Raw genomic sequence first — 14,396 nt, 5'->3', positions numbered from 1 at the left:
GATTTCCATTCAGTCGAAAAAGTAACAATTTCACCAAATCCTCGCTGTAAGAAAAGCAATAATGTTGTTATCATTAGCGCCATTTTTGTGAACTCCAACAGAACTCGACTCTGATCATAACGGGTTCTTAGTCCTCGAATTGAAGGAAACGCGTGTGAATATCCAAGCACTTATTAATGACAAAGTATCTCAGGCTCTAGAAGCCGCTGGCGCACCTGCAGGCAGCCCTGCAGCAGTTCGCCAATCAGCAAAGCCACAATTTGGTGACTACCAAGCAAACGGCATAATGGGCGTTGCTAAAAAATTGGGTACTAACCCACGAGAATTTGCACAGAAAGTACTGGATGTTCTAGACCTTGATGGCATTGCGAGCAAAACAGAAATCGCTGGCCCTGGTTTTATCAACATTTTCCTAAGCGAAGAGTTTCTTGCAAAACAAGCGGATGCGGCACTGACTGATTCTCGTCTGGGTGTAGCAGAAGAAGAATCGCAAACTATTGTTGCTGACTACTCTGCGCCAAACGTTGCGAAAGAAATGCACGTTGGCCACCTGCGTTCAACCATCATCGGTGACGCAGTGGTCCGTACTCTTGAATTCTTAGGTCACAAAGTTATCCGCGCGAACCACATCGGTGACTGGGGTACTCAGTTCGGTATGCTTATCGCAAACCTTGAGCGTGTACAACAAGAGTCTGGCGAAATTTCAATGGAGCTGGCTGACCTTGAAGCCTTCTACCGTGAATCTAAAAAGCTTTACGATGAAGATGAAGAATTCGCAGTTAAAGCACGTAACTACGTAGTGAAACTACAAAGCGGCGACGAGTTCTGTGCAGAAATGTGGAAGAAGCTGGTTGACGTTACGATGATCCAAAATCAACGTAACTACGATCGTCTAAACGTATCACTGACTCGTGAGGACGTTATGGGCGAGAGCATGTACAACGACATGCTACCTAAGATCGTTGCTGACCTGAAAGAAAAAGGTCTTGCTGTAGAAGATGACGGCGCACAAGTTGTATTCCTGGACGAGTACAAAAACAAAGATGGCGAGCCTATGGGCGTTATCGTTCAGAAACGTGATGGCGGCTTCCTATACACAACCACTGACATCGCATGTGCGAAATACCGTTACGAAGAGCTAGGCGCTAACCGCGTACTTTACTTCATAGACTCTCGTCAGCACCAACACCTTATGCAGGCTTGGACTATCGTTCGCAAAGCGGGTTACGTGCCAGAGTCAGTCTCTCTGGAGCACCACGCGTTCGGCATGATGTTAGGTAAAGATGGTCGTCCATTTAAGACTCGCGCAGGTGGTACGGTTCGTCTTGCTGATCTTCTGGATGAAGCAGAAGAACGCGCAGCGAAACTAATCGAGTCAAAGAACCCTACACTAGACGCAGAAGAGAAAGAGAACATCGCTCGTACCGTAGCAATGGCTGCAGTGAAATACTCTGACCTGTCTAAACACCGTACTACTGACTACGTGTTCGACTGGGACATCATGCTGGCATTCGAAGGTAACACTGCACCATACATGCAGTACGCATACACTCGTGTTGCATCTATTTTCGCCAAAGCTGGCATTGCAATGGATGAGCTTCAAGGTGATATCCAAATCACTGACGAAAAGGAAAAAGCGCTGATTGCTAAACTTCTACAGTTCGAAGAAGCGGTTCAGTCTGTTGCTCGCGAAGGTCAACCACACATCATGTGTAGCTACCTGTTTGAACTTGCAGGTCAGTTCTCAAGTTTCTACGAAGCGTGTCCTATCCTGGTTGCAGAAGACGAAGCCGTTAAACAAAGCCGCCTGAAACTAGCTGCGCTAACAGCGAAGACCATCAAACAAGGTCTGTCGCTATTAGGTATAGAAACTCTAGAGCGCATGTAAACCGCTCTCAGTTAAACTAAAAAAGCAAAGGCTGACGTTCAAAAACGTCAGCCTTTTTGTTTCTATACTAGTTAACGAATGCAAACTTGCTGAGTATACTGAATTCAATCCATCCCAATAGAAACGAATTGGAAAACAAAATGAGTTTTGAACTGCACCCACAACTAGCAAAAGACACCACGGTTATTGGTCACTTCCCGCTTTGCGTTGCCCTATTACACAAAGACAACGCAGTGCCGTGGGTTATTTTGGTCCCTAAGCACGCCAATCTGAAAGAGTTACACCACTTACCAATGCATGAACAACATCAGTTTTTGTTGGAATCTCAGGCGGTAAGCCAAGCGCTCGAAGCGACGTTCCGTCCAGACAAACTCAATCTGGGCTCACTGGGTAATATGGTACCTCAACTGCACATTCATCATATCGCGCGTTTTAAAGATGACATAGCTTGGCCGGGACCTGTGTGGGGTAACACTAAAGGCGAATTCCGTAGCGACGAAGAGCAAGACGAAGTGCTTGGTCGTATTCAGAATGTATTATCGCTAAGCTCTATTTTCCATAAAGTTTAAAATCCCCAAGAACAGAAAAGCCACCTTATTAAGGTTAATAGGGCGGCTTTTTCTGTTTGAGGATTACATCATTACGGTCAGAGATAATCCATCGTGTCTTGTCACGGCATAGCGTACGCGAGTTACATGATGAGCTGTATTTGTGTCTACCAAACGTGTAATACGACCTTTATTGATCCAGACACTCAGCATTGCATCGGCACCATCCTCACTCATGCCAAATTGCTTCGCCAAATCTGACTGAGAGACCGACCCTTTGTCTGCAATATATTGATAGAGCTCTTTTAAAATCATGCTACCTGCGCCTCTAACGCACCTTGCTGCTTCTTACCAATTCGTTTAAATATGCGGTAAGTACTGAGGAAGATCGCAACAATCACCGCCATCCAAATACCGCTGGTGACAGGACTGTCCACGAAATGCATCATCTGATGGTAGAAGGTCGCACTTAGGTAAGCCAAACCCATGGTCCACACCGCGATAAAGCGAGCAAAGTTGTTACCAAATTCACGAACATACGCCCCCATCGCAGCAACACATGGTGTGTACAAAAGGATAAAGATTAAGTACGAAAACGCTGCATGACCAGAAACAAACTGCGACTTAATGTTGCCAAAGATAGACGAATCCACCTCTTGCTCTTCCGCAGCCGCGTTAGTATCGGTTAGATCTCCCACTTCAATGCCCAAAGGATCAGAGAAGCTAAGTCCTGCAAGGTTTTCTGGAATACTCAAAACCGCTTCTTGCAGACTGCCCATTAGGTCAAAGTCAGCATCTTCAGCATCACTTGGTGATGTATAAAGGCTGTTTAGCGTACCAACGACTGCCTCTTTCGCGAAGATACCAGTAATGATACCTACCGTTGCCGGCCAGTTATCTTCCTGGATACCAATTGGCGCAAATACAGGTGTCACAACCTGAGAGACCTTTGACAGTACTGATTTTTCACTATCTTCATTACCAAAACTACCATCAGTGCCTACTGAGTTGAGGAAGCTAAGAATCGCAACCACGACAACGATCGTTTTACCTGCCCCCAGAACAAAGCGCTTCAGTTTTTGCCAAGTTTTGATCACAACATTCTGCAGCGTAGGCAGTTCATAGTTAGGCATTTCCATGACAAGGCTATCGCTGCTACCCGGGTAAAGGGTATTTTTCAAAAACAGGCCGGTAAAAATAGCCGCAGCAATACCCAGCAGGTAAAGAGCGAATACCACATTTTGACCAGAGCCAGGGAAGAATGCTGCCGCGAACAAGGCATAAACTGGCAAACGTGCACCACAAGACATGAAAGGAACCATCGAGGCCGCTAACTTACGTTCACGCTCTTGATCCAATGTACGTGTTGCCATGATTGAAGGCACGTTACAGCCAAATCCCAGTACCAACGGTACAAACGCTTTACCTGGCAGACCAATTTTCTGCATCACTTTATCCAGAACAAATGCTGCGCGCGCCATATAACCTGAACTTTCTAGCACCGCTAGGAACAAGTACAGACATGCAATTACCGGTATAAAGGTTGCGACCGTCTGGATACCACCACCGATACCATCTGCAAGTACAGTCACCAACCAGACCGGAAGGTGATCATCAAGCAGATAATGGCCTCCATCAACAAGCAACGTACCGACACCAATATCAAAGAAATCGATGAATGCACTACCAATGTTGATTGAGAACATAAACATCAGGTACATGACGACAAAGAAAAAAGGAATGCCAACCCACTTGTTCAGAATGAATTGGTCTAACTTTTCTGTCACACTTCGACTCAACTTACCTTCACTGCGGCGAACCTTCTTACACTGCTCATGCAGATGGGTGTATTTGGTATCGGCGACGTGTAAGTCAATATCCAGATCTAGAGAAACGATGGTTTTCAGAACATGACTTCTTTCTGCCTCTGGCATACTGTTCAAAACCAAGGCGTCTTTCTCTAATGCACGAATCGCTAAAGCACGATGAGATACCGTTTGGTCACTAAAAAGCATCGATACATGTTCAATCGCCGCTTCCATCTGTTCACCATAGTTCAGCGACAGCTCTTTAATTGCGACACCCTGCACAACCGACTTATGAAGACGCTCTTTAAATTCAGCGACCTGCTCTCTACTTGTTGCGGATAAACTCACAACCGGACAGCCCAATGTCTTTTCCAGCTCAGCAACATTAATCACTTTGCGTTCTCGTTTTAGAGCATCCATTTTGTTCAGGACGACGACCATCGGACGGCCGAGTTCGCGCAATTGCAGCGTCATGTACAGACTTCGCTCTAAGCTTGTTGCATCCACGACATTGATAATCAGATCCGCTGGATGGGTAAGTACCGCTCTTGACGCGATTGACTCGTCGATACTGTTGCTGTCATTACCACTGTCCAATGAGTAAATACCTGGAAGGTCGGTCAGCAAAAATTCATCACCAGCATGTTTGAATTGACCTGTCTTTTTCTCGACAGTCACGCCAGCCCAGTTACCAACCTGTTGCTTTGCACCAGTCAATCCATTAAAAAGTGTGGTTTTACCGCTATTCGGATTGCCTACGGTAAGGATTTGATACTGCATGACACTCACTCCACTTCGATTTTTTGAGCAATGGTTTCTCTCACCGCTACCGACACACCACGAACCTCTACTTGTAGTGGGTCACCCATCGGAGCACGTCTGATAACCTTAACTACTGTATTTGGTAGTAGACCCATTACCATCAGCTTCTTTCTTACATCTGGTGAAAGGCCATCTAGAAAATGAATAGTCACCGACTCACCGGGTATAACTTCTGATAATTTCATAGTGGTCCTTAATATAATTGCTAATGATAAAAATTATCATTTAAATATTTAGGTTTTAATAATACCCCTCTATTACCATACAATCATTGTGTGAAATCAAAGATTCCATAAATCTTTTCACCACGAAAAACGTCAACTCCGTTAATTTTCTTCACGTCATTTTCGTCAAAATTGACATCACAAACGCTAACTCTATTCCTTATAAAACAGACCAAAAAATTTAAAATAAAAAATAATCAATTAATATCAATAAGTTATATTCACAAAGTAAATATTGTCGCTTTTCTCATATGAACATGTCGTTATTTTTATAAGAAAAATAAGTAAGCCCTCGTATAGTTAACGCATCGAGAGGATTACCTCTTAAACGTATTCCAGAAGTGGCAGTCATATGCCACTCCGGCAGCAAGCGAAGGTGTCATTGACACCCGTGGTATAGTCCCCCCGGCTATACCACGAATTTTTTTCACTGATTCTTATCCCACTAGATCTTCTCCCCAAAGAACATATTTACTCGTCTCATTCGCTCAAAACAATCTTTTAAAACTTACAGATCGACCTCCTCATTTTGATATGAGCATGACGATGGTTCCAAAGGATTAAAAGCACTTAGCAAAAAGCCTAGTTGAGGTTCTAGTGACTGCGTATCGGGTGTTTAAGGTATAAGTGAAGGTGTTTTGATGTCAGCGCGGGACTAGCGATAAATAGAATCCGTATGTCGATAACGCTAACTGGCATGGCACTGACGAGAGAGAATTGTGCGTACTCAATATCTAAAACTGCTCGGTACTGTATTTGAGAAATGTCAGTTTACGTCTTGGTTTTCTTGCGTCATCGCAAATTTAGAAGGAGGCAAGCCAAAATGTAACCTGAACTTTTGGCTAAAGTATGAAGGATCATTGAAACCGCAATTGAATGCGACCTCACAGATTTTTTCTCCGGCAAGTAACTGCTCACAAGCCGTCTCTAAACGAACTTCCGTTAGATAATCTTTTAACGTTCTTGACGAAGCGGACTTGAAACGCCTTTGCAAGCTACGCTCCGACATAAACAGCATTTTAGCTGCCGAGGCAGTACCGAACTCCGCATCATGATAATGTTCAGCAACTAACTGATAGACCTTCTGTAACCATTCATCTTCAGGTGTCACCAGTGCTTCTGAACCTCTCTCTGACTCAAACTCTAACAAGTCATCTTCAAGATACGTATGGCTTAACTCTTTCGCAACTGGCCAAGTTATCTCAATTTTATTTTGAGCATCCGAAGTAAATGTCGCTAAATGGCCACCACTTTGAGTAACCAACTGTGTCAAATTGTCGATCCCCAACTCGACGTTATTGCTGTTCGAAGTAGGGCCTTGTACTAATTTATTCGGTAGTTGAGTCCCGTAATCAATAAAACTTAACCACACAATATCACTGCCCTCATCCAGTGAGATCTTAACCGTCTGTCCGCGAAATGAACGCTTAAGGATATTGGCGAAAATAGTGTTAAAGATGACATCTAAATTAAAGCTATCCAGAGCTATTCGACTCGATTTATGCGCATCAACGAGTTCTACTAATACACCCGCTTTCGCGAAGTCGTCCTGCCATACATCAACCACAGATTGAGTTATTTGGCTCAAGTTATAGTTGTGACTACCGCTACTAGAATCACTTGGCGTATTTCGTAACTCATTTAATTGCCAGTAAGTTTTTGTAAGGTGATCTTGTGTCGGGGCATCGGTCATATGAGGAAACTTAGACGCAATAACATCAACACTTGATTTGATCGACTGGGCTACGTGATCCACCAATAAGTTTCTCACCTGAATCTGCTTACGCAACTGTTGGTTACTGCTCAAAAGAACCCGACTTTGGTGCCGTAGCTGGTTCGTCTTTAGTGTCACTTGCGCAGCAAGCGCTCGGTTGACTTGCACCATATAACGCGAGCGCCAGTAAGTAAGACCTCCCAGTACAACTAGTGTCGCTGCCAAAAAACCAAATACAGCGAGCGAAGATAAATACCATGGCTGCTGAACCACAAAGCGAGACTCTAGCCCTGTCACCCCTGCTGAAAGTTGAGATTGACTGCTAAACTGAAGACGATACTCCCCGGAGTTAAGGTGTTCTAGCGTTAACTGACTTCCTTCCAGTGCCTGCCATGGTTCATTTTCACTCAGCCGGTAGAACAAATTTTGACTATCAGGTCTGGGCATAACGCCAAAAAGAAAACTCAAAGAGGAACCATACGGTAATTTAATTCCTTGGAGGTCAGCACTCCCGACTTGAATAACCTCATTTTCATGCACCACTTGGCTCACGATAAATTTTGATTCTGGAGCGTTCGAGATCTGTAGTTTTGATGCTTCGACTTTAACCAGACCAAATTTAGACCCCAGTATCAGTTCGCTTTCATCACCTTTTTCTCCAAGAATAGCGGTACAAATACCAGGTAAGAACTCGTTGTTGATCAACCCTGAAGAAGAAGAAAAATGTTTGATTAATTGGCCAGATAAGCGGTAGTAGCTTAATCCGACGGTTGAGGCGAGCCAGACACCGTCAGAATCGCTGATCATACAAGCTGGGCGAGCATTCGGGACGCTTAGCGCCAATACTTGTCTTTCATCACTGTCTTTTACCGTCTTAAACAAGCCGTAAGACGAAGCAAACCACTGTCTGCCATCGGCGGCGGTAATGATATCTAATGATTCTCCAAATTTTTCCGAGAAACGATTAAAACGAATTTGCTCATCATCAAACTCGTACACACCGTGGTCGGTACCAATTAATAAACGCTCTTCAGTATCATATAACCGCGTTATTTTTGCAGGTAAGTACTGACTTACCAACCATTCACTGCCAAGGTTTCTCACTCGTTTATTAGTAATATCAACGTTATAAAGTTGATTGCCACTTGATACCCAAAGGCGCGACGAACCATCTGCGGCAAGATGTTCTACCGCATGCCCAGCCATGACTTGTAAATAGGGAAATATGACTTTTTCAAGCCCTTCTATTTCAAAGACTTCTAGCCCTTTTGATGTTGCGAGCCAAAGCATGCCGCCTTGAAATGCAAACTCGTTAATTTGGGATTGTGATTCGAGAATTTTTTCATTCCCATGCCTGCCACTACGATAAAGCTTATAATCGTCAGCAAACCATAGTGCACCATCCGGTCCAGACACCGTCTGCCGAATTCTCCCCGACAACGTCTGTGAATCGTAACTACTGAATGTGATTCGCTCAAACCTTTTACTAAACAGAGAGTAATAACGAATGCCGTTACTGGTTGCGATCCAAATCCCTCCCATATTGTCACTCAAAAGCGAATAGATCTTATTGCTATCCAACTCTAATTCAAGAAAGCTTGCTGATTCGATTTCAGTGATATCTCCGGACGAGAATGAATACAGATATAGTCCGTGCTCGGTTCCAACCCAATATTCCTGATTTGTCTCGGCAAACGTCAACACATGTGAGCCACCAATTCTGGTCACTTCTTTATCGGGTTGACTGATGTTGATAATCAAAGCGCCTTGAAGCGTACCAACTAATATTTCACGCCGTGTAGGAGAGTAGTAGATTTTTTCGATGTAACGTTGACCGGATGCAACAACGTGATCAAACGCATTTCCCTCTGACAAATAAAAACCCGAGGTAGTGGCAAGTGCCCACTTACTTTCCAGAAAAACGGCATCGTTGATATAGACATAACCGTTGTTACTGTGCTGATAAAGATGGAGCAAAGAAAACGTTTTTAACTCACTAGATGCAGTATTGTAGGTATAAAAATTAGCGCCATCGCTGACCCAAATATAGTGACCAGAAGAGCCAATTTTCCGAATCTGAGAACCAGGATTTAAGCTGAAAACCAAGTTTCTTTCTTGGTTTGGATATGTTTGGTAGACCTCATTTTCAACGAACGTCCAAAAAGAACCTTTATAGTAGGCGAGTTGTTCGGCTGGAGCCTGTAAAAAGCTCCCAGATTTGGGTAGTATATTCTGGCCATCGTAGAATAAAACCCGACCATGTACGTCGTGAATCCAAAGCCCGCCTTGCTCACCTAAGAATAATTTCTTTGCCGCAATAAAAGTTCCCTTAACCTGTGTTGGCAAAGGGTAAAAAATAGCATTGGCATAGTTGTATGCAAATGCTTGGCATGAAATTACTGCTCCCATAAAAATGAGAACTAAACAGCGTAGCAAGACGAAACCTTTCAGATTTAATTTATCCCAACTCTTAACACTTCATGCCTTCCATAGCAGTTTTTTCACTTAGTTATTTTGAGTCGCTAATTATTGGGTAATAATATCTCAAATCGTTTTATAGGAAAGGCTTCGCCCTACCAAAGGTTGCAATTCTTACTGCCAGATCACGTAAAAAAAATTTACCAATAAGGCCAGCCCATCACTACTTCTGGCTTAAGCATTGTTCGAAGCTATCCGCCAGACGATTTAAGAAGATAAAGTAACTACCCGGTTTGACTTCAATCGTGCTACCCAGAGGATCAAGCTCACCTTTAGCAACTTGACTTCCGCGCATCACACTTTCCACAACTGCAGGTGTAAATTGTGGCTCAGAGAATACACACGACACGTCGCCAGAGCTCAGCGCTTTGCGAATTTCAATCAGTGTTTTCGCTCCAGGCTTACGGTCAGGGCTTACCGTGAAGTGTCCAAGTTGCTTCAACTCATATTGTTGTTCGAAATAACCATAAGCATCGTGAAATACATAGTAGCCTTTGTCTTTCACCGGATTGAGCTTGTGCTTAATTTCAATATCTGTGGCACTTAACTGAGTTTCAAATCGGGTCAGGTTCTCCTGATACTTGGCCGCATTCGATGGGTCAACCGCGACTAGCTTGTTGGTAACTTCATTAGCGACATGCCTGATAGGTTCAATGCCTAACCAAAAGTGAGGATCATGAGTGCCATGATCATGGCCATCATGGTCATTTTCGCTAGCGAATTCACGTAATGGTAAGTCTGGAATTTGACTAATGGTTAAGACATTTTCTCTATCGACGACAACTTTTTCTAAGAAAGGCTCCAAATCATGCCCGTACCAGATAACTAAATCAGCTGATGCTACTTTTTTGACGTCAGAAGGGCGTAATGCATAGTCATGAGGTGACGCATTCGAGTTCAATAATACGTCTGGTGTAGTCACACCTTGGGTAAGCTCTGTCACCATCATCTGAATAGGTTTGATGCTAGTCATGACAGTCATCGCGTGCGCTGGAAGTACCAGCATGGATGTAGCAGAAAGAATTAAGGCTCTTTTCATAGTTTTACTTGGGATATAGAGTGGAAAGTGCAATAATGTTACATTATAACATTATCAGTTTGCAATTGAGTTTCATTCATGACTTCATTAGTCCATCTAGAACAGTTGAACGTCGAATTTGACGGCCGCAAAGTTCTCGATAACATCAGCCTGGAATTGGTAAAGGGTAAAATAACCACCCTAATCGGTCCAAACGGTGCTGGAAAATCAACGTTAGTGAAAGTAATTTTAGGTCTTCAGAAGCCAACTAGCGGCAAAATTTCTAAACCAAAAAAATTAAAAGTGGGTTATGTTCCACAGAAATTGAAACTCAATGACTCATTACCACTGAATGTAATCCGCTTTCTAAATTTGGCAGGGAAATTCAGTAAGCAAGAATGTATTGAGGCATTAAAGCTTGTCGGTGCAGAACATCTAATAAGCAGCAATATGCACCGCCTTTCGGGTGGTGAAAATCAACGTGTCTTACTCGCTCGGGCACTTCTTCAACGTCCACAGCTTCTGGTTCTTGATGAACCCGCCCAAGGTGTTGATATTCAGGGGCAGATTGACCTGTATGATTTAATCGAAAGTATCCGTCACCGCTTTGATTGCGGTGTATTTATGGTGTCCCATGATTTACATTTAGTCATGGCTAAAACAGATGATGTTATCTGTTTGCATCATCACGTTTGCTGTTCAGGCTCTCCCGCCATGATTACTCAGCACCCTTCGTACATTGCTTTATTCGGCAGTGCCGCGAGAGAATCATTAGCGTTTTATCATCATGATCACCACCACCATCACGATTTATCCGGTGATCCGGTTTCTGGTGATGCATCTTCTTGCTCTAAGCATAACCACGGACATCACCACCATGATTGAGTTTCTTTTACCTTCTATTCTGGCCGGTATTGGCATCGCAATCATCGCTGGACCATTAGGCTCTTTCGTCGTCTGGCGTAAAATGGCCTACTTTGGCGACACACTCGCCCACGCATCACTAATGGGGTTAGCGCTTGGTTTTTTACTCAACGTTAATCTGTATCTGGCATTGTTGATATGTTGCTTAGCGTTAGCCGTTTTGCTGGTAACCTTACAGAAACAACAACTGGTTGCCACAGATACCTTACTCGGAATTCTGGCCCATAGTTCACTATCCATCGGTCTGGTATCGGTAAGCTTTTTGGATAATGTTCGCGTCGATCTGATGAGTTACCTATTTGGCGATTTGCTCGCCGTTTCGTCTCAAGATTTGATGTTTATTTATGCTGGTGTCATCGCTGTAAGTGCCTGTTTGTTTGTTTTTTGGCGCCCTTTAGTATCGAGTACCGTGAGCGAAGAACTGGCCGAGGTCGAGGGAGTCAACACCGATCTGGTTCGTCTCGTGTTGATGCTGATGGTAGGCGTTGTTATTGCTGTGGGGATGAAATTTGTCGGTGCGTTAATCATGACGTCGCTGCTTATTATACCAGCAGCAACGGCTCGAAAGTTATCCTCTACCCCAGAGCAAATGGCGCTGTTTGCCTCCATTATCGGGGCAATTTCGGTACTAATAGGACTGAGTTTATCCTGGCACTTTGATACCCCAGCAGGTCCGTCAGTAGTGATCAGTGCGACCTCGCTGTTTATGCTAAGCCAAATGGTCAAAATCAAAGATTAACGGCGAAAGTATTGTCAGTTCAATAAGTAGTAAGCGTTGATCAACCGTATGCTTATCACTATTTTTACTGACAAACGTAAGAGACAAAAAAGCCTGGCTTTGTGAGCCAGGCTTTTTAGTAAGACAAGTTGATATTACCAACCAGTTACTTCACGCAGACCTTGACCGATATCTGCCAGAGACTTAACCGTCTTAACACCTGCAGCTTCTAGTGCAGCAAATTTGTCTTCAGCTGTACCTTTACCACCAGAGATAATCGCACCAGCGTGGCCCATACGTTTACCTGGAGGAGCAGTTACACCTGCGATGTAAGAAACAACAGGCTTAGTTACGTTCTCTTTGATGAACGCCGCTGCTTCTTCTTCTGCTGTACCACCGATTTCACCGATCATTACGATCGCTTCAGTTTCTGGGTCTTCTTGGAACAGTTTCAGGATATCGATGAAGTTTGAACCTGGGATTGGGTCACCACCGATACCAACACAAGTAGACTGACCGAAACCTTCGTCAGTAGTCTGCTTAACTGCTTCGTAAGTCAATGTACCTGAACGAGATACGATCCCTACTTTACCTTTCTTGTGGATGTGACCAGGCATGATACCGATCTTACACTCGTCAGGAGTGATAACGCCCGGACAGTTAGGACCGATCATGCGAACGCCAGTTTCTTCTAGCTTCACTTTTACGTCGATCATGTCTGTCGTTGGGATACCTTCAGTGATTGTTACGATTAGCTCGATACCCGCGTCAATCGCTTCTAGGATTGCATCTTTACAGAAAGGAGCAGGAACGTAGATTACTGTCGCCGTTGCGCCAGTTGCTTCTACTGCTTCGCGAACCGTGTTAAATACTGGCAGACCTAGGTGAGTTTGGCCGCCTTTACCAGGAGACACACCACCAACCATTTGCGTACCGTATGCGATAGCTTGCTCTGAGTGGAAAGTACCTTGACCACCAGTGAAACCCTGACAGATTACTTTAGTGTCTTTGTTAATTAATACAGACATTATTTTGCCTCCGCAGCAGCAACAACTTTCTGAGCAGCGTCAGTTAGCGACTCAGCAGCAATGATATCAACATCAGAATTAGCAAGAACTTCGCGACCTAGGTCTGCGTTAGTACCTTCCAGACGAACAACAACAGGTACGTTTACACCTACCTCTTTAACCGCACCGATAATACCTTCAGCGATCATGTCACAACGTACGATACCGCCGAAGATATTTACTAGTACTGCTTTCACGTTGTCATCAGATAGGATGATCTTGAATGCTTCTGCAACGCGTTCTTTCGTCGCGCCGCCACCTACATCCAGGAAGTTAGCAGGTTTGCCGCCGTGTAGGTTTACGATATCCATCGTACCCATTGCCAGGCCAGCGCCGTTAACCATACAGCCAACGTTACCATCTAGTGCTACGTAGTTCAGTTCCCACTGAGCTGCATGCGCTTCACGCTCGTCTTCTTGAGAAGGATCGTGCATTTCACGAAGCTTAGGCTGACGGTATAGCGCGTTTGAGTCGATGTTGATTTTACCGTCAAGACATAGCAGGTTGCCTTCCGCAGTAATAACAAGTGGGTTGATCTCTAGCAGAGCCAGGTCGTACTGAGAGAACATATTGCCAAGACCCAAAAAGATCTTAACGAATTGTTTGATTTGGTCGCCTTCAAGACCAAGTTTGAACGCAAGCTCGCGACCTTGGTAAGCCTGTGGGCCTACTAGCGGATCAATGGCTGCTTTGTGGATTAGTTCCGGAGTTTCTTCCGCAACTTTTTCGATTTCCACGCCACCTTCTGTAGAAGCCATGAAAACGATCTTACGGCTAGCACGGTCAACTACCGCACCTAGGTATAGTTCGTTAGCAATGTTTGAAGCTTCTTCAACAAGGATTTTAGTTACAGGCTGACCATTTGCATCTGTTTGGTAAGTTACTAGATTTTTACCTAGCCACTTTTGTGCAAACTCTTTTACGCCATCTTTAGTATCGTGTAGCTCTACGCCGCCCGCTTTACCGCGACCACCTGCGTGAACCTGACATTTAACGACTTTCTTCGCTGTGCTGATACGGCCTGCAGCTTCGAAAGCTTCTTGTGGTGTATCACATGCGTAGCCTTCCGGCACAGGCAAACCGAATTCTGCAAACAGCTGTTTGGCTTGGTATTCATGCAAATTCATTTCGATATTCCGTTTGTTTTTCCCTTACGGGATTTATTATTTCCATAACGCTGCAGTCTT

General features: G+C 44.2%; 11 protein-coding genes. 4 read left to right on the top strand and 7 right to left on the bottom strand.

Annotation, left to right across the window (positions count from 1 at the left end):
• Positions 1 to 154 precede the first annotated feature (154 nt).
• Both argS and ACWYU8_RS14105 read left to right on the top strand, forming a co-directional pair.
• Positions 155 to 1,888, top strand: a complete 1,734-nt coding sequence (gene argS / locus ACWYU8_RS14110) for an arginine--tRNA ligase (RefSeq protein ID WP_457520290.1) — start codon at positions 155 to 157, stop codon at positions 1,886 to 1,888.
• A 140-nt stretch (positions 1,889 to 2,028) separates the two neighbouring features.
• Positions 2,029 to 2,457, top strand: coding sequence for an HIT domain-containing protein (locus ACWYU8_RS14105; protein WP_457520289.1), 429 nt, complete (start codon positions 2,029 to 2,031; stop codon positions 2,455 to 2,457).
• Between the two features lie 63 nt (positions 2,458 to 2,520).
• Here the strand turns inward: ACWYU8_RS14105 and ACWYU8_RS14100 are convergent, their stop codons facing one another.
• From ACWYU8_RS14100 to znuA, 5 genes are all read right to left on the bottom strand, one after another.
• Positions 2,521 to 2,751, bottom strand: a complete 231-nt coding sequence (locus ACWYU8_RS14100; protein WP_457520288.1) for a FeoC-like transcriptional regulator — start codon at positions 2,749 to 2,751, stop codon at positions 2,521 to 2,523.
• A complete protein-coding gene (gene feoB / locus ACWYU8_RS14095; RefSeq protein ID WP_457520287.1) occupies positions 2,748 to 5,024 on the bottom strand; it encodes a Fe(2+) transporter permease subunit FeoB in 2,277 nt (758 codons plus the stop codon). The genes ACWYU8_RS14100 and feoB overlap by 4 nt, the downstream gene beginning before the upstream one ends.
• Before the next feature lie 5 nt (positions 5,025 to 5,029).
• Positions 5,030 to 5,251, bottom strand: a complete 222-nt coding sequence (locus tag ACWYU8_RS14090) for a FeoA family protein (protein ID WP_457520286.1) — start codon at positions 5,249 to 5,251, stop codon at positions 5,030 to 5,032.
• A gap of 805 nt (positions 5,252 to 6,056) precedes the next feature.
• Positions 6,057 to 9,440, bottom strand: a complete 3,384-nt coding sequence (locus ACWYU8_RS14085; protein ID WP_457520285.1) for a helix-turn-helix domain-containing protein — start codon at positions 9,438 to 9,440, stop codon at positions 6,057 to 6,059.
• Positions 9,441 to 9,645: 205 nt separating this feature from the next.
• A complete protein-coding gene (znuA, locus tag ACWYU8_RS14080) occupies positions 9,646 to 10,521 on the bottom strand; it encodes a zinc ABC transporter substrate-binding protein ZnuA (RefSeq protein ID WP_457520284.1) in 876 nt (291 codons plus the stop codon).
• A gap of 78 nt (positions 10,522 to 10,599) precedes the next feature.
• Between znuA and znuC the strand changes: the two genes are divergently transcribed.
• Together znuC and znuB are read left to right on the top strand one after the other, a co-directional pair.
• On the top strand, positions 10,600 to 11,385 hold the full coding sequence (gene znuC / locus ACWYU8_RS14075) for a zinc ABC transporter ATP-binding protein ZnuC (protein ID WP_457520283.1): 786 nt from the start codon (positions 10,600 to 10,602) through the stop codon (positions 11,383 to 11,385).
• Positions 11,378 to 12,163 (top strand): zinc ABC transporter permease subunit ZnuB, encoded by a 786-nt coding sequence (gene znuB / locus ACWYU8_RS14070; RefSeq protein ID WP_457520282.1) that lies wholly within the window; start codon positions 11,378 to 11,380, stop codon positions 12,161 to 12,163. Before znuC ends, znuB begins: the two co-directional genes overlap by 8 nt.
• Before the next feature lie 134 nt (positions 12,164 to 12,297).
• Here znuB and sucD read toward each other — a convergent pair whose 3' ends face one another.
• Complete coding sequence (sucD, locus tag ACWYU8_RS14065) at positions 12,298 to 13,170, bottom strand: succinate--CoA ligase subunit alpha (protein ID WP_005486020.1); 873 nt, start codon at positions 13,168 to 13,170, stop codon at positions 12,298 to 12,300.
• The gene (gene sucC, locus ACWYU8_RS14060) at positions 13,170 to 14,336 is read right to left on the bottom strand and encodes an ADP-forming succinate--CoA ligase subunit beta (RefSeq protein ID WP_457520281.1); all 1,167 of its coding nucleotides are present in this window, start codon (positions 14,334 to 14,336) and stop codon (positions 13,170 to 13,172) included. Before sucC ends, sucD begins: the two co-directional genes overlap by 1 nt.
• Positions 14,337 to 14,396: the final 60 nt, after the last annotated feature.

It is taken from the genome of Vibrio limimangrovi (assembly GCF_054064025.1).
The sequence above is the reverse complement of the archived record's forward strand: the minus strand, read 5'-3'. Positions and strand labels throughout refer to the sequence as shown.